This is a genomic window from Streptomyces sp. NPDC111628 (assembly GCF_055635195.1).
Map to the genome: position 1 here is coordinate 49,796 of NZ_JBVKBZ010000007.1, position 15,956 is coordinate 65,751.

General features: G+C 74.0%; 12 protein-coding genes and 1 riboswitch. Of the genes, 9 read left to right on the forward strand and 3 right to left on the reverse strand.

Going from position 1 to position 15,956, the window contains the following annotated elements:
• Nucleotides 1–128 precede the first annotated feature (128 nt).
• Nucleotides 129–1,256, reverse strand: coding sequence for an alpha/beta hydrolase family protein (locus ACZ7MF_RS32835; protein ID WP_471481900.1), 1,128 nt, complete (start codon nucleotides 1,254–1,256; stop codon nucleotides 129–131).
• Nucleotides 1,257–1,371: 115 nt separating this feature from the next.
• Complete coding sequence (locus tag ACZ7MF_RS32840; RefSeq protein ID WP_471482332.1) at nucleotides 1,372–2,070, reverse strand: class II aldolase/adducin family protein; 699 nt, start codon at nucleotides 2,068–2,070, stop codon at nucleotides 1,372–1,374.
• Between the two features lie 224 nt (nucleotides 2,071–2,294).
• Here ACZ7MF_RS32840 and pitH point away from each other — a divergent pair, with 224 nt between their 5' ends.
• The 9 genes from pitH (at nucleotide 2,295) to cobI (ending at nucleotide 15,177) form a co-directional block, all read left to right on the forward strand.
• Nucleotides 2,295–3,566: a low-affinity phosphate transporter PitH gene (gene pitH, locus ACZ7MF_RS32845; RefSeq protein ID WP_471481901.1), complete on the forward strand. Its 1,272-nt coding sequence runs from the start codon at nucleotides 2,295–2,297 to the stop codon at nucleotides 3,564–3,566.
• Between the two features lie 34 nt (nucleotides 3,567–3,600).
• Entirely contained in the window at nucleotides 3,601–3,822 is a 222-nt protein-coding gene (locus ACZ7MF_RS32850) for a hypothetical protein (protein ID WP_356861543.1), read from the forward strand.
• 149 nt (nucleotides 3,823–3,971) lie between these two features.
• A riboswitch (cobalamin riboswitch) is annotated at nucleotides 3,972–4,112 on the forward strand.
• A gap of 106 nt (nucleotides 4,113–4,218) precedes the next feature.
• Nucleotides 4,219–5,202 (forward strand): cobalamin biosynthesis protein, encoded by a 984-nt coding sequence (locus ACZ7MF_RS32855; protein WP_471481902.1) that lies wholly within the window; start codon nucleotides 4,219–4,221, stop codon nucleotides 5,200–5,202.
• Complete coding sequence (locus ACZ7MF_RS32860; protein ID WP_471481903.1) at nucleotides 5,199–6,731, forward strand: cobyric acid synthase; 1,533 nt, start codon at nucleotides 5,199–5,201, stop codon at nucleotides 6,729–6,731. The genes ACZ7MF_RS32855 and ACZ7MF_RS32860 overlap by 4 nt, the downstream gene beginning before the upstream one ends.
• Complete coding sequence (gene cobN / locus ACZ7MF_RS32865) at nucleotides 6,728–10,396, forward strand: cobaltochelatase subunit CobN (protein ID WP_471481904.1); 3,669 nt, start codon at nucleotides 6,728–6,730, stop codon at nucleotides 10,394–10,396. Before ACZ7MF_RS32860 ends, cobN begins: the two co-directional genes overlap by 4 nt.
• Nucleotides 10,393–12,405, forward strand: a complete 2,013-nt coding sequence (locus ACZ7MF_RS32870; RefSeq protein WP_471481905.1) for a putative cobaltochelatase — start codon at nucleotides 10,393–10,395, stop codon at nucleotides 12,403–12,405. The genes cobN and ACZ7MF_RS32870 overlap by 4 nt, the downstream gene beginning before the upstream one ends.
• Nucleotides 12,405–13,004, forward strand: a complete 600-nt coding sequence (gene cobO / locus ACZ7MF_RS32875) for a cob(I)yrinic acid a,c-diamide adenosyltransferase (protein WP_471481906.1) — start codon at nucleotides 12,405–12,407, stop codon at nucleotides 13,002–13,004. Before ACZ7MF_RS32870 ends, cobO begins: the two co-directional genes overlap by 1 nt.
• Complete coding sequence (locus ACZ7MF_RS32880; RefSeq protein ID WP_471481907.1) at nucleotides 13,001–14,431, forward strand: cobyrinate a,c-diamide synthase; 1,431 nt, start codon at nucleotides 13,001–13,003, stop codon at nucleotides 14,429–14,431. Before cobO ends, ACZ7MF_RS32880 begins: the two co-directional genes overlap by 4 nt.
• Complete coding sequence (gene cobI / locus ACZ7MF_RS32885; protein ID WP_471481908.1) at nucleotides 14,428–15,177, forward strand: precorrin-2 C(20)-methyltransferase; 750 nt, start codon at nucleotides 14,428–14,430, stop codon at nucleotides 15,175–15,177. Before ACZ7MF_RS32880 ends, cobI begins: the two co-directional genes overlap by 4 nt.
• Nucleotides 15,178–15,191: 14 nt before the next feature.
• On the opposite strand, the gene ACZ7MF_RS32890 is transcribed toward cobI, so the two are convergent.
• Nucleotides 15,192–15,920 (reverse strand): ZIP family metal transporter, encoded by a 729-nt coding sequence (locus ACZ7MF_RS32890; protein WP_471481909.1) that lies wholly within the window; start codon nucleotides 15,918–15,920, stop codon nucleotides 15,192–15,194.
• Between the last annotated feature and the right edge of the window lie 36 nt (nucleotides 15,921–15,956).

A 15,956-nucleotide genomic window follows, 5' to 3' on the forward strand; every position in this document is an offset into this window, starting at 1 on the left:
CACCGTCCAAGCATCGGATCAGGCCAGTGGTACGGCGCTGAACGGAACCTGATCGTCGCGCCCGCGGACAGGCGTCACGGGTCGGGCGAAGGGGACGCGGCAGGAGGGCGTGGGGGCGCGGGAGGGGGTCACACCAGCGGGGTCATGAAGCGGCGGAGGGTCTCCTCGTAGTCCGCGGGGTCGGCGTTCCACATGGCGCCGTGCGGGGCGTCCCGGACGGTGTGCAGGGCGACCAGGCGCGGGTGGGTGTCGGCGAGGCGGTGGGAGAGGCGCCAGGGGGCCACCGCGTCGCCGGGGCCGTGGAAGATCAGGGTGGGGACGGCCGGGCGGTACAGGCCGGCCGTGCCGGTGTCCCGGTCGGCGTGCAGCCCGGCGCGGCCCTGCGCGGCCCGGACGGCGAGCGGCAGGAGTGCGCCGGGGGTGCGGCGGGCGGCGGCCAGGGCGCGCAGGGTGGTCTCCCAGCTGAGCACCGGGGAGTCCAGCACGAGCCCCGCGATGCGCTCGCGCACGCCGGAGAGCGCGGCGGTGCGCAGCGCCATGGTGGCGCCGGTGGACCAGCCGAGCAGGACGACCTGGCGGGCTCCGTGGTCGAGGGCGTAGCGGACGGCCGCGTCCACGTCGCGCCACTCGGTCTCGCCGAAGTGGTGCAGGCCGTCGGGCGAGGGCGGTGCGCCGACGTCGCCGCGGTAGGCGAGGGCGAGCACCGGGACGTTGCGGCGGTGCAGGGGAGCGATCAGGTTCAGCGCGTGTTCGCGGGTGGCGGCCAGGCCGTGCACGGCGATGATCCAGGTCGGCCGGGCCCCGGGCAGGAACCAGGCAGGGAGCGGACCGAGTTCTCCCGGGACCTCGACGTCGGCGTACTCGAGGTCGAGGGCCGTGCCCGGGTTCCCGACGTACAGATTCGGCGTGAACCAGGCCCGGTCACCGGTCTCGAGGGTGCCGTGCGTGACGCGTTCGAGGCGGCGTACGACGGTGTCGGCGCCGTGCTCGGCGGTGTCCAGGACCGGGCCGACCACCGCGTGGGAGCCGTCCCCGGCGAGCCCGTACCGGCCGGGGCGCAGGGCGGCCAGGTCCCGGGTGAGGGTGATCTGTCCGGCGGCGGTGCCGTGCACGGTGAGCCGGGGCTCGGTGGGCAGGGGCCGGCCGGGGGGCGCCTTGAGCGCGGCGTCGCTGGCGAGTCGGCCGACGGCGACGCTCGCCGCTCCGGTCGCCAGTGCTGCGGTGACGGCGGCTGCCGTTGCGGTGACAGTGCGCATGGGGCCAGTCTCCTGGTGGAGTCCTCGGGCGGCCAGTGGACGCGTGACAGTGGGTGACGAGGTCTTCGTGTCCCGTAGCCGGTACCCCCGCAGCCGCCCGGCACGCACCCGCGCGTCAGCTTCGCTGCCCGTACCCGCGCAGGCGTTCCGTCACCTCCGCCAGCTGGGCCGGCGTCAGCAGGGACGGCGAGTGGCCCGGCACCGAGGACGCGGTCAGCCACAGGCGGCACATCCACTCGAGCTGGGCGGTGCGGTCGTAGGCCTGGTCGAGGGAGGTGCCGTAGGTGATCGTGCCGTGGTTGCGGAGCAGGCAGCCGGTGCGGTCGGCGAGGGCGTCGAGCATGCCGCGGGCGAGTTCGGCGGTGCCGTAGGCCGCGTAGGGGGCGACCCGGACGGGGCCGCCGAGGGCGGCGGTCATGTAGTGCACCGGCGGGAGTTCGGGGACGAGCAGCGAGACCGCCGTCGCGTGCACGGCGTGGGTGTGGACGACGGCCCGGGCGCCGGGGTCGGCGCGGTACACGGCGAGGTGCATGGGCAGTTCGCTGGTGGGGACGAGCGTGCCGAGCAGCCGGCGTCCGTCCAGGTCGACGCCGGTCACGTCGTCCGGAGTCAGCCGGTCGTAGGGGACGCCCGACGGGGTGACCAGGACCGTGTCGCCGACGCGCACCGAGACGTTGCCGGAGGTGCCGACCACCAGCCCGTCCGCCACCGTCCGGCGAGCCGTCGCGACGAGTTCCGCCCAGGCCGCTTCCTCGGCGGTCTTTCCAACCGTCGTTCCGGCCGTCTCCCCGCCCCCGGCCCGCGATTGCGTCACAGTCACCCACTCCTCCGGGGCGCCCGCGCGCCCCTCACGTCCCGTCGCCGAACGCCCTCGCGGTGATCCTGCCAGGGACGTCTCCGGAGAGCACCGGAGCGGGCACGCAGAGGGAGGCCGCGACACCGCTTCCGGTCACCGTGACGCCCTGCCCAGTTCATCTTCCGTTCACCCTGGTTACCTACGTTCGTCGCGCCAACGACCTCGAACGATTGCCTGGGTAAATGGAAAGCTTCTCGCTGATCCTCGCGATTGTGGTGGTAACCGCACTCGCGTTTGATTTCACGAACGGTTTCCACGACACCGCGAACGCGATGGCAACGACCATTTCGACCGGTGCGCTCAAGCCCAAGGTGGCGGTGGCGATGTCCGCCGTCCTCAACCTTGTAGGCGCCTTCCTCTCGGTGGAGGTCGCCAACACGATCTCCAAGGGTCTCGTCGACGAGACCGGCATCCGTCCCGAGGTCATCTTCGCCGCCCTGGTCGGCGCGATCCTCTGGAACCTCCTGACCTGGCTGGTCGGGCTTCCGTCCAGCTCCTCGCACGCCCTGATGGGCGGCCTGATCGGTGCCGCCGTCGCCTCGGCCGGTATCGGCGCGGTCAACGGCGACGTGCTCGTCACCAAGGTGCTCCTGCCCGCGATCGCCGCCCCGATCGTGGCCGGCCTCGCGGCGATGCTCGCCTCCCGGATGACGTACTCGCTGGGCCGCAAGGCCGACGGCAGGGCCGCCAAGAAGGGCTACCGGGCCGGCCAGATCGCCTCCGCCGGTCTGGTCTCGTTGGCCCACGGCACCAACGACGCCCAGAAGACCATGGGCATCATCACCCTCGCCCTGATCGCCGGCGGCTCGCTCGCCCCCGACTCCGACCCGCCCGTGTGGGTCATCCTGAGCGCGGGCCTGGCCATCGCGCTCGGCACCTACCTGGGCGGCTGGCGCATCATCCGCACCATGGGCAAGGGCCTGACCGACCTCCAGCCGCAGCAGGGCTTCGCCGCCCAGACCAGCGCCGCCACGGTCATCCTGGCCTCCTCCCACCTCGGCTTCTCGCTGTCCACCACGCACTCGGTCTCCGGTGCGGTGATGGGCGCGGGCCTCGGCCGCAAGGGCGGCGTGGTCCGCTGGTCCACGGCCACCCGGATGTTCGTCGCCTGGGGCCTGACGCTGCCGGCCGCGGCCCTGGTCGCCGCGCTCGCCGAGTGGGTCTGCCGCGCAGGCGACTGGGGCACGGCCCTCGTCGCGGTGTTCCTGATCGCGTCCAGCTTCGCGATCTGGCGGATCTCCCGCCGCGAGGTCGTCGACCACACCAACGTCGTCGACGGCGACCCGGTGGACACCGAGGGGCCCGGGCAGCCCGAGCCCGCCGGTGTGGTCACCACGGCGATGGCCGCCGTGTCGCCGCCCCCGACGGGCGCCACCGAGGACCTGGCGGCCACCGTCCCCGCCCCGGCCACCACCCCCGACCCCAAGGCCCCGTCGGCCGCCACCACCGTCTGAACCCGCCTGCCGGGTACGAAGGAAGCGAACCTCCATGAGCATCGACTGGGCAGCCCTCGGCTCCGTCTTCGGCGTCAGCCTCGTGGTCACGGTGGCCCTGGTGGGCCTGTTCACCCTCGGCATCGTCGGCCTCTCCCGCCAGGAGCGGGCCGCCGCCCAGGGCGGCTCCGCGGCCCTCGCGGTCACCGGCGCGTACGCGTGCTTCGCGGCCTGCCTGGCGGCGGTGGCGTACGGGATCTATCTGATCGTCGCCTGAGCGCCCTGCGCACCACCGCGCACGCTCCGGGGCGGGGCGCGGGACGGACTCGAACCGTTCCGCGCCCCGCCTCTTCGCGTGCCGGCGCACACCACTCGGGTGTGGGCCTTCGCACACTCCCCCGTCGCAGGTCAACGCCAGGTTGACGGGTGTTCGCGGGCCGTGGTGGACTTCCGGGGCCATCTACGGCGGCAGAAGAGGAAGCCCGGTGCGAATCCGGCGCGGTCCCGCCACTGTGACCGGGGACAGGATCCCCGGGAGCCAGGAACTCTCGCCGCCGTGCTCTTCGAACCAGGGCGCGGACACCCTGAGTGAGGACCTATCGCCATGCGCGGCTGCCGTTCCGGGCTCACCAGCGACACGCTTCGACTTCCCCTTCCCACGGCCGGTTGAGCCGTGCGTGCCGGACGCGTCTTCGCGTACGGCGCCGCCGCCGGCCTCCTCGGTGACCTCCTCCTCGGCGATCCTCGCCGCGGACACCCGGTCGCCGTGTTCGGCCGTGCCGCGGGCGCCGTGGAACAGGTGCTGTGGCGGGACCACCGGGGCCGGGGCGCCCTGCACACCGTCGTGTGCGCCGGCGGCGCCGCCGTCCTCGGCTCGGCCGCCGCGCATGCCGTACGCCGCTCCCCCGCCGCCTCCGTCGCGCTGACCGCCGCGGCCACCTGGTCGGTCGTCGGCGGCACCTCGCTGGCCCGCGAGGCCACTGCCATCGGCCGTGCGCTGGGGGCCGGGGACGTCGAGGCGGCGCGGGCGCGGCTGCCGCACCTGTGCGGGCGGGACCCGCAGGCGCTGGACGCCGACGGGATCGCCCGGGCCGTCGTGGAGTCCGTCGCCGAGAACACCTCCGACGCGGTGGTGGGCGCCCTGGTGTGGGGCGCGGTGGCCGGGGTCCCCGGGCTGCTCGGCTTCCGGGCCGTGAACACCCTGGACGCGATGGTCGGCCACAAGTCGCCCAGGTACCGCCGCTACGGCTGGGCCTCGGCCCGCCTCGACGACCTCGCGGGCTGGCCGGGCGCCCGCCTCACCGCCGTGCTGACCACCGTGGCGGGCGGTGACCCGCGCGGCGCCCTGCGGGCCTGGCGCGCGGACGCCGCACAGCACCCGAGCCCCAACGCCGGGCCCGTGGAGGCCTCCTTCGCGGGCGCCCTCGGCGTGCGGCTCGGCGGCACGCTCTCCTACGGCGGGCGGGTCGAGCACCGGCCCGTCCTCAACGGGGCGGCGGGACGCGCCGTACGGGCCGGTTCCGGCGACATCGACCGTGCCGTACGGCTGTCCCGGCGCGTGGGCCTGCTGGCGCTGGGCGTGTGCGCGGGCGCGCGGCTGCTCGCGCGCGGGGCCACCGCGAAGAACCCGGGTGTCACGAAGGGACGTACGTCATGAACGGTGGCCTCCTCGTCGCGGGCACCACCTCCGACGCCGGCAAGAGCGTCGTCACCGCCGGGATCTGCCGCTGGCTGGTGCGCCAGGGCGTCAAGGTGGCGCCCTTCAAGGCGCAGAACATGTCGCTCAACTCCTTCGTGACCCGGGACGGCGCCGAGATCGGGCGGGCCCAGGCCATGCAGGCCCAGGCCTGCCGGGTGGAGCCGACCGCGCACATGAACCCCGTGCTGCTCAAGCCCGGCGGGGAGCGCAGCAGCCAGGTCGTGCTGCTCGGCAGGCCCGTGGGCGAGATGAGCGCCCGCGGCTATCACGGCGGGCGCCAGGAGCGGTTGCTCGGCACGGTGCTCGACTCGCTCGCCGAACTGCGCGGCACGTACGACGCGGTGATCTGCGAGGGCGCGGGCAGCCCGGCCGAGATCAACCTGCGGCGCACCGACATCGTGAACATGGGGATCGCCCGGGGCGCCGGACTCCCCGTCCTCGTCGTCGGCGACATCGACCGCGGGGGCGTCTTCGCCTCCTTCTTCGGCACGGTGGCGCTGCTGGCGCCCGAGGACCAGGCTCTGGTCGCCGGGTTCCTGGTGAACAAGTTCCGGGGTGATGTGTCGCTCCTGGAGCCCGGGTTGGAGATGCTGCACGGTCTCACCGGGCGGCGGACGTACGGCGTGCTGCCCTTCCGGCACGGGCTCGGCATCGACGAGGAGGACGGGCTGCGCGTCTCCCTGCGCGGGACCGTGCGGGAGTCCGTCGTCGCGCCGCCGGTCGGCGAGGACGTGCTGCGGGTCGCCGTCTGCGCGGTCCCGCTGATGTCCAACTTCACGGACGTGGACGCGCTGGCCGCCGAACCGGGCGTCGTGGTGCGGTTCGTGGACCGGCCGGAGGAACTGGCCGACGCCGACCTGGTGATCGTGCCGGGGACGCGCGGGACGGTCCGGGCCCTGGAGTGGCTCCGGGAGCGGGGGCTGGCGGACGCGCTCGTCCGGAGGGTCGCCGAGCAGCGGCCCGTGCTCGGCATCTGCGGCGGCTTCCAGCTCCTCGGCGAGCACATCGAGGACGAGGTCGAGTCCCGCGCCGGGCACGTGGACGGGCTGGGACTGCTCCCCGTGCGGGTGCGGTTCGACCGCGACAAGACCCTCACCCGGCCGGTGGGCGAGGCCCTCGGCGAGCGCGTCGAGGGGTACGAGATCCACCACGGGGTCGCCGAAGTGGTAGCGGGTGATGCGTTCATCTCTGATGACAGAGGACGCAGCCTGGACGGCTGCCGGGTCGGCCAGACCTGGGGCACGCACTGGCACGGCTCGCTGGAGTCGGACGGCTTCCGGCGGGCGTTCCTGCGCGAGGTGGCCGCCGCCGCGGGCCGCCGCTTCGTGCCGGCCCCCGACACCTCGTTCGCCGCGCTGCGCGAGGAGCAGCTCGACCGGCTCGGCGACCTGATCGAACACCACGCGGACACGGACGCGCTGTGGCGGCTCATCGAGTCCGGCGCTCCGCAAGGACTGCCCTTCATTCCACCGGGAGCGCCCGCATGAGCACAGTGCTGTTGTTGTCGACCGCCGACACGGACCTGCTGGCGGCCCGCGCGTCGGACGCCGCCTACCGGATCGGCAACCCGACCCGGGTCGACGTCCGCGAGGAGCTGCCCGGGCTGGTCGAGGGCGCGGACCTCGCCGTGGTCCGCCTGCTCGGCGGCAAGCGCGCCTGGGAGGACGGGCTCGCCGCGCTGAAGACCGCCGGCCTCCCGACCGTCCTGCTGGGCGGCGAGAGCGTGCCGGACGCGGAGCTGATGGCCGAGTCGTCGGTCCCGGCCGGGGTGGTGGCCGAGGCCCTGCGCTACCTGGTCGAGGGCGGCCCGGACAACCTCACCCAGCTGGCGCGCTTCCTGTCGGACACGGTGCTGCTGACCGGCGAGGGCTTCGACGAGCCGCGGAAGATGCCGGAGTACGGCGTCCACGGCGAGCGTCTCCACACCGAGGGCCGTCCCACGGTCGGCGTGCTCTTCTACCGCGCCCACCAGCTGAGCGGCAACACCGCCTTCGTCGACACGCTGTGCGACGCGATCGAGGCGCGCGGCGCCAACGCCCTGCCCGTGTACTGCGGTTCGCTGCGCGGCGCGGACCCCGGGCTGTACGAGCTGCTGGGCCGGGCCGACGCCCTCGTCGCCACGGTCCTCGCGGCCGGCGGCACGCACGCCTCGCAGGCCTCGGCGGGCGGTGACGAGGAGGCGTGGGACATCGGTGCGCTGGCCGACCTGAACGTGCCGGTGCTGCAAGGCCTCTGCCTCACCTCCTCCCGGGCCGCCTGGGAGGCCTCCGACGCCGCCCTGTCCCCCATGGACGCGGCGATGCAGGTCGCGATCCCGGAGTTCGACGGACGGCTCGTCACGGTGCCCTTCTCCTTCAAGGAGCAGGGGCCGGACGAGGTGCCGGTCTACGTCGCCGACCCCGAGCGGGCCGCACGGGTCGCCGGGATCGCCGTACGGCACGCGGCGCTCGGGCACAAGCCGAACGCCGACAAGAAGCTGGCGCTGGTCTTCACGGCGTACCCGACCAAGCACTCCCGCGTCGGCAACGCCGTCGGCCTCGACACCCCCGCGTCCGCGGTGCGGGTCCTGGACGCGCTGCGGGAGGCGGGGTACGGGGTCAGCGAGTACCCCTCCGAGGGCGACGAGTTGATCCACCGGCTGATCGAGGCGGGCGGTCACGACGTGGAGTGGCTGACGGAGGACCAGCTGGCGGCGGCGCCCGCGCGGGTGCCGCTGGCCGACTACCGGGCCTGGTTCGAGAAGCTGGACCCGGAACTGCGGGACGGCATGCGGGAGGCATGGGGCGAGCCGCCGGGCTCGCTGTACGTCGACGGCGACGACATCGTGCTGGCCTCCCTCCGGTTCGGGAACGTCGTCGTGATGATCCAGCCGCCACGCGGCTTCGGCGAGAACCCGATCGCGATCTACCACGACCCCGACATGCCGCCGTCGCACCACTACATGGCGGCCTACCGCTGGCTGAACGCTGCGACATCGGAGGGGGGTTTCGGCGCCGACGCGATCGTGCACATGGGCAAGCACGGCACGATGGAGTGGCTGCCGGGCAAGGGGCTCGGCCTGAGCGCGGGCTGCGCGCCCGACGCCGTGCTCGGCGATCTGCCGCTGATCTACCCCTTCATCGTCAACGACCCCGGCGAGGGCACCCAGGCCAAGCGCCGCGGGCACGCCACGGTCGTCGACCACCTGGTGCCGCCGATGGCGCGCGCCGACACCTACGGCGACCTGGCCAAGCTGGAGCAGCTGCTCGACGAGTACGCCCTCGTCTCCGACCTGGATCCGACGAAGGCGCCGGCGGTCCGCGCGCAGATCTGGACGCTGGTCAAGGCGGCCGAGCTCCACCACGACCTGCACGTGGACGACCAGCCGGACGACGACGCGTTCGACGAGTTCGTCATGCACATCGACGGCTACCTGTGCGAGATCAAGGACGTGCAGATCCGCGACGGCCTGCACATCCTCGGCGGCGGCCCGGTCGGCGAGCCGCGCGTCAACCTCGTCCTCGCGGTGCTGCGCGCCTCGCAGGTGTGGGGCGGGCAGGCGAACGCGCTGCCGGGCCTGCGGGCCTGTCTGGCCGAGCACTTCGGGCTGGTGGAGAAGGACCTGCTGGCCGAGCCCGGCGCCCCGGTGAAGGCGCCGGTGGAACTGACGGACCTGGTCGACGGCCCCGCGCGGTCGGCGGCCGACGCGATCGACCTGCTCGAGCAGCTGTGCCGACGGTTCGCGGAGGGCATGGAGCTGCGGGCGTGGGACCCGGCGGCCGTTCCGGGCCTGGTGCGGGACGTGCTCGGCACCGAACTCGGCGACGCGGTGGCGGTGCTGGAGTTCGCCTGCGTGGAGGTCGTGCCGCGGCTCGCGCGGACCACGGACGAGATCGGGCACATCCTGCGGGCCCTGGACGGCGGTTACGTCCCGGCCGGGCCGTCGGGCTCCCCGACGCGCGGCCTGGTCAACGTCCTGCCGACCGGCCGGAACTTCTACTCCGTCGACCCGAAGGCGATCCCGTCCCGGCTGAGCTGGGAGGTCGGGCAGTCGCTGGCGGACTCGCTGATCCAGCGGTACCTGAGCGACACCGGTGAGTACCCGAAGTCCGTCGGCCTCACGGTGTGGGGCACGTCCGCGATGCGTACCCAGGGCGACGACATCGCCGAGATCCTGGCGCTGCTGGGCTGCCGTCCGGTCTGGGACGACGCCTCGCGCCGGGTGACGGGCTTCGAGGTGGTCCCGGTGGCGGAGCTGGGCCGGCCGCGCGTGGACGTGACCGTGCGCATCTCGGGCTTCTTCCGGGACGCGTTCCCGCACGTGGTGGGGTTGATCGACGACGCGGTACGGGCGGTGGCGGAGCTGGACGAGCCCGCCTCGTCCAACTTCGTGAAGGCGCACGCCGACGAGGACACCGCCGAGCACGGCGACCGGCGCCGGGCGACCTCCCGCATCTTCGGCTCCAAGCCGGGCGCGTACGGCGCCGGTCTGCTGCCGCTGATCGACGCCCGCAACTGGCGCAGCGACGCGGACCTCGCCGAGGTGTACGCGGTGTGGGGCGGCTACGCCTACGGGCGCGGGCTCGACGGGCGGGCGGCGCGCGGCGACATGGAGACGGCGTTCCGGCGGATCGCGGTGGCGGCGAAGAACGTCGACACGCGCGAGCACGACCTCGTGGACGCCGACGACTACTTCCAGTACCACGGCGGCATGGTCGCCATGGTGCGGCATCTGACGGGCGAGAGCCCGGAGGCGTACGTGGGCGACTCCGCCACCCCGGACCAGGTGAAGACCCGGACGCTGGGCGAGGAGACGCACCGGGTCTTCCGGGCGCGGGTGGTCAACCCGCGCTGGATGGCGGCGATGCGGCGGCACGGCTACAAGGGCGCCTTCGAGATGGCGGCCACCGTGGACTACCTCTTCGGCTACGACGCCACGGCCGGGGTCGTGGACGACTGGATGTACGAGCGGCTCAGCGCCGAGTACGTCTTCGCCCCCGAGAACCGGGACTTCATGAAGAAGTCCAACCCCTGGGCGCTGCGCGGCATCACGGAACGGCTGCTGGAGGCCGCGGACCGGGGGCTGTGGGCGGAGCCGGACGCGGAGACGCTGGAGCGGCTGCGCGCCACCTATCTGGAGCTCGAAGGTGACTTGGAGGGCGACGACAAGTGAGTACCCCGTTCCCGTTCACGGCCGTCGTGGGCCAGGACGACCTGCGGCTCGCGCTGCTGCTGAACGCCGTTTCCCCGGCGGTCGGCGGAGTGCTGGTGCGTGGTGAGAAGGGCACCGCGAAGTCCACGGCGGTGCGTGCGCTGTCGGCGCTGATGCCGGAGGTGGACGTCGTCTCCGGGTGCCGTTTCTCCTGCGATCCCGACTCCCCCGACCCGGGCTGCCCGGACGGCCCGCACGAGCCGGGTGCCTTCGCCTCGCGCCCTGCGCGGATGGTCGAGCTGCCCGTCGGTGCCTCCGAGGACCGGCTCGTCGGCGCGCTCGACATCGAGCGGGCACTCGCAGAGGGCGTGAAGGCCTTCGAGCCGGGGCTGTTGGCCGACGCTCACCGCGGGATCCTCTACGTCGACGAGGTCAACCTCCTCCACGACCACTTGGTCGACCTCCTGTTGGATGCCGCCGCGATGGGCGCCTCCTACGTCGAGCGCGAGGGCGTGTCCGTGCGGCACGCCTCGAAGTTCCTGCTCGTCGGGACCATGAACCCCGAAGAGGGCGAGCTGCGCCCGCAGTTGCTCGACCGGTTCGGGCTCACCGTCGAGGTCGCCGCCTCGCGCGAGCCCGACCAGCGGGTGGAGGTCGTCCGGCGCCGGCTGGCGTACGACGACGACCCGGCCGGTTTCGCCGCGCGCTGGGCCGACGAGGAGGCCGCCGTACGGGCGCGGATCGTGGGGGCGCGGGAGCTGCTGCCGTCGGTGCGCCTGGGCGACGGGGCGCTGCGGCAGATCGCGGCGACCTGCGCGGCCTTCGAGGTGGACGGTATGCGGGCCGACATCGTGATGGCCCGGACGGCGACCGCGCTGGCGGCCTGGGCCGGGCGGACGGAGGTGCTCGCGGAGGACGTGCGGCAGGCGGCGCTGCTCGCGCTGCCCCACCGGCGGCGGCGCAATCCGTTCGACGCGCCGGGGCTCGACGAGGACAAGCTGGACGAGACGCTGGAGGAGTTCAGCGGGCAGGACGGGGACGGAGGCGGGGACGACGATCCCGATCCGGGCCCCGGGGGCGGTCCCGGTGGGCAGCCGGAGCCCGACGACGCGCCGCAGGGCGAGGGCGACACCGCCGCGCGGCCCGAGGCCGGGGAGGGCGACGAGCCGCGGCCCTCCGGTGGTGCCGGTGAGCAGTCCCCCGCGCATGCCGCCGAGCCCTTCAGGACCAAGGTGCTGAGCGTGCCGGGGCTGGGCGAGGGTGCCGCCGGGCGGCGTTCGCGGGCGCGGACCGAGCACGGGCGGACCACGGGCGCCCGGCGGCCGCAGGGCGCCCTGACCAAGCTGCACCTGGCCGCCACCGTGCAGGCCGCCGCACCGCACCAGCGGGCGCGGGGCCGCAGCGGGCCGGGGTTGGTGGTGCGCCGGGACGATCTGCGGCAGGCGACGCGTGAGGGGCGCGAGGGCAACCTCGTGCTGTTCGTCGTGGACGCCTCCGGGTCGATGGCCGCACGGCAGCGGATGAGTGCCGTCAAGGGCGCCGTGCTGTCTCTGCTGCTGGACGCGTACCAGCGGCGGGACAAGGTGGGGCTGGTGACCTTCCGGGGTTCGGCCGCGGATGTCGCGCTGCCGCCGACCTCGTCGGTGGACGCGGCGGCGGTGCGGCTGGAGTCGCTGCCGACGGGCGGGCGTACGCCGCTCGCCGCCGGGCTGCTGCGCGCACACGAGGTGCTGCGGGTGGAGCGGCTGCGGGATCCGGCGCGACGGCCGCTGGTCGTGGTGGTGACGGACGGGCGGGCCACGGGTGGTCCCGAGCCCGTCGCGCTGGCGGGGCGGGCTGCGCGGCTGTTCGCCGCCGACGGTGTCGCCTCCGTGGTCGTGGACTGCGAGTCGGGGCCGGTCCGGCTCGGGCTCGCCGGGCGGCTCGCGGGTGAGCTGGGCGGTACGGCGGTGACGCTGGACGAGCTGCGGGCCGACTCGATCGCCGGTCTGGTGAGGGACGTTCAGGGCAGCAGCAGGAGGGCCGCGTAATGCCGCAGGGCAAGCCGAGTGTCGTACCGGACGACGGACTGACGACCCGTCAGCGACGCAACCGTCCGCTGGTCGTGGTGCACACGGGCATCGGGAAGGGCAAGTCGACCGCCGCCTTCGGGCTGGCGTTGCGGGCCTGGAACCAGGGGTGGCCGATCGGGGTGTTCCAGTTCGTCAAGTCGGCGAAGTGGAAGGTCGGCGAGGAGAACGCCCTGCGGGTGCTGGGCGCCGGCGGCGAGGGCGGGTCCGTCGACTGGCACAAGATGGGCGAGGGCTGGTCCTGGGTCCAGCGGGACGCCCAGATGGACAACGAGGAGAAGGCCCGCGAGGGCTGGGAGCAGGTCAAGCGGGACCTGGCCGCCGAGACGTACAAGCTGTACGTGCTGGACGAGTTCGCCTATCCGATGCACTGGGGGTGGGTCGACACCGACGAGGTGGTGTCGGTGCTGCGCGAGCGGCCAGGGACCCAGCACGTCGTGATCACCGGGCGGAACGCGCCCGGCGCCCTCGTGGAGTTCGCCGATCTCGTCACCGACATGTCCAAGGTCAAGCACCCGATGGACGCGGGGCAGAAGGGGCAGAGGGGCATCGAGTGGTGACCTCCTCCGACGCCGGCTCCGCCGTTCCCCGGCTCGTCATTGCCGCACCCTCGTCCGGGAGCGGCAAGACCACCGTCGCCACCGGCTTGATGGCCGCGCTCACGGCGCGGGGGCTCGCCGTGTCCCCGCACAAGGTCGGGCCCGACTACATCGACCCCGGCTACCACGCGCTCGCCACCGGGCGGGTGGGCCGCAACCTCGACGCGTATCTGTGCGGGCCCGAGCTGGTCGGGCCGCTGTTCCTGCACGGGGCGCACGGGTGCGACATCGCCGTGGTCGAGGGCGTGATGGGGCTGTACGACGGGGCCGCCGGGGAGGGCGAACTGGCGTCCACCGCGCAGGTCGCGAAGCTGTTGCGGGCGCCGGTGGTGCTGGTCGTGGACGCGTCCTCGCAGTCGCGGTCGGTGGCGGCGCTGGTGCACGGGTTCGTGTCCTGGGACCCGGAGGTGCGGATCGGGGGCGTGATCCTGAACAAGGTCGCGTCGGACCGGCACGAGGTGTTGCTGCGGGAGGCGGTGGACTCCGTCGGGGTGCCGGTGCTTGGGGTGTTGCGGCGGGCGCCGCAGGTGGATGTGCCCGCCCGGCACCTGGGGCTGGTTCCCGTTGCCGAGCGGCGGGGTGCGGCGTTGGACGCGGTTGCGGCTATGTCCGCGCAGGTCGCCGGCGGGTGTGACCTGGAGGCGTTGGTCGGGCTGGCGCGGGCTGCCGGGCCGTTGCCAGGGGGCTCCGCCCCCTGGACCCCCGGGCCTGTGCCCACCCTCCCCCACGCTCGAATGCGCTCGCGCGGGGGGACCCCCATCCCGTCTCGGTCGGACAAGAGGTCGCCCAAGCGCGTCGCCGTCGCCGGTGGGGCCGCCTTCACCTTCTCCTACGCCGAGCACACCGAGCTGCTCGCCGCCGCCGGGGCCGAGGTCGTCACCTTCGACCCGTTGCGGGACGAGGAACTGCCGGAGGGCACTCAAGGGCTCGTCATCGGCGGCGGGTTCCCCGAGGTGTACGCCTCCGAGCTGTCGGCCAACGAGGGGCTGCGGAAGTCCGTCGCCGAGCTGGCGTTCAGCGGTGCTCCCGTCGCCGCCGAGTGTGCGGGGCTGCTGTATCTGTGCCGGGAGCTGGACGGGTTGCCGATGTGCGGGGTGCTGGACGCCGCCGCGCGGATGTCGGAGCGGCTGACGCTGGGCTACCGGGACGCCGTGGCCGTGTCCGACAGTGTGCTGGCCGGGGCGGGGACGCGGATGCGGGGGCACGAGTTCCACCGGACGGTGGTGGAGCCGGGGGCCGGGGCGGTGGCGGCGTGGGGGATGCGGGCCCCCGAGCGGCGCGTCGAGGGATTTGTGGAGCGCGGTGTGCACGCGAGCTATCTGCACACGCACTGGGCGGCCGAGCCCGGTGTCGCCCGTCGGTTCGTGGAGAGGTGCCGGACGTCATGAGCAGCAGGCTGATCGGGGTCGGGGTCGGGCCCGGGGATCCGGAGCTGGTGACCGTGAAGGGCGTCAACGCGCTGCGGGACGCCGATGTCGTGGTCGTGCCCGTCATGGCTGCATCCGATGGAAAAGATGGCGGGGAGCGCGGCCGGGCCGAGGCGACCGTGCTGCACTACGTGGGCGCCGAGAAGGTCGTACGGGTCGTGTTCGCGCTGAACGAGCGCACCGACCGGGCGCGGCGCGAGGCGGCCTGGGACGAGGCCGGGGAGCGCGTGGCGGGGCTGCTGCGGGAGCATGCCGCCGTCGCCTTCGCGACCATCGGTGATCCCAACGTGTACTCCACCTTCACCTACCTCGCGCAGACCGTCGGCGCGCTGGTGCCGGGGACGGTCGTGGAGACCGTGCCCGGGATCACCGCCATGCAGGACCTCGCGGCGCGGTCGGGGGCCGTGCTGACCGAGGGCACGGAGCCGTTGACGCTGGTGCCGGTCACCGCGGGGGCCGCGGTGCTCAAGGAGGCGTTGCACGGGCCCGGCACGGTCGTCGCCTACAAGTTCGGCCGGCAGGCGGCCGAGGTGGCCGAGGCGCTGCGGGAGAGCGGGCGCCTCGACGACGCCGTGTGGGGGTCGGCGCTGGGGCTGCCGGAGGAGTCGGTGCGGCCGGCCGGCGAGCTGGACGGGGCGCCGTTGCCGTATCTGTCGACGCTCATCGCGCCCGCCCGGCGCGAGGGCGGGCGGGGCGGGAAGCTGTGAACACCCCGGGGTCCTCACTCCGCGATGCCCACCACCAGCCAGATGAACGCGGCGCCCGCGACCGTGCACAGCAGGGTCGAGCGGGCGGGGTGCTCGTGGTGGGCCTCGGGGAGGATCTCGGCCGCGGCGAGGTAGAGGAGTACGCCGCCGAACAGGCCGAGATAGGCGCCGAGCGCGCCCTCCGGGATGGTGAAGAGGAGGGTGGAGGAGGCCCCGACGACGGGGGCGATCGCGTCGGCGACCAGCATCGCGACGGCACGGCGGCGGGCGTTGCCGTACAGGCTGGTCAGTGTGTAGGTGTTGAAGCCGTCCGCGAAGTCGTGGGCGATCACGGCCATCGCGACCGCCGTGCCCATGCCGCCGCCGACCTGGAAGGCCGCGCCGATCGCCACACCGTCCATCGCGCTGTGGCCGACCATCGCGGCGGCGGCCGTCAGGCCCACCTCGGGCGAGCGCTGCCCGTGCTCGTCGGCGCCGTGTGCGGCGCGGCGGGCCGCCAGCAGGCGTTCCACCAGGTGCGCGAGCAGGAATCCGGCGACGAAGAGCAGCAGTGCGGCGGGTACGCCGAACACCTCGTCGCCCGCCGCCTGAAGGGCCTCCGGCAGCAGGTCGAGGCCGACCACGCCCAGCATGAGGCCGCCGGCCAGGCCCAGGACCAGGTGACGCCGGTCGGTCACGCGCTGTGCCGTCCAGCCGCCGGCCAGCGTCATCAGGAACGCGCCGAGCGCGACGAAGACCGCCATGGGCCCTTGGTATCCGATCACCCCGCGTTCACGCGC

Bases quoted from the DNA above. Each gene is read 5' to 3' on its own strand.
- ACZ7MF_RS32850 (WP_356861543.1), top strand. From the start codon at position 3,601: ATGAGCATCGACTGGGCAGCCCTCGGCTCCGTCTTCGGCGTCAGCCTC.
- ACZ7MF_RS32835 (WP_471481900.1), bottom strand. From the start codon at position 1,256: ATGCGCACTGTCACCGCAACGGCAGCCGCCGTCACCGCAGCACTGGCG.
- cobN (WP_471481904.1), top strand. From the start codon at position 6,728: ATGAGCACAGTGCTGTTGTTGTCGACCGCCGACACGGACCTGCTGGCG.
- ACZ7MF_RS32860 (WP_471481903.1), top strand. From the start codon at position 5,199: ATGAACGGTGGCCTCCTCGTCGCGGGCACCACCTCCGACGCCGGCAAG.
- cobI (WP_471481908.1), top strand. From the start codon at position 14,428: ATGAGCAGCAGGCTGATCGGGGTCGGGGTCGGGCCCGGGGATCCGGAG.
- cobO (WP_471481906.1), top strand. From the start codon at position 12,405: ATGCCGCAGGGCAAGCCGAGTGTCGTACCGGACGACGGACTGACGACC.
- ACZ7MF_RS32890 (WP_471481909.1), bottom strand. From the start codon at position 15,920: ATGGCGGTCTTCGTCGCGCTCGGCGCGTTCCTGATGACGCTGGCCGGC.
- pitH (WP_471481901.1), top strand. From the start codon at position 2,295: ATGGAAAGCTTCTCGCTGATCCTCGCGATTGTGGTGGTAACCGCACTC.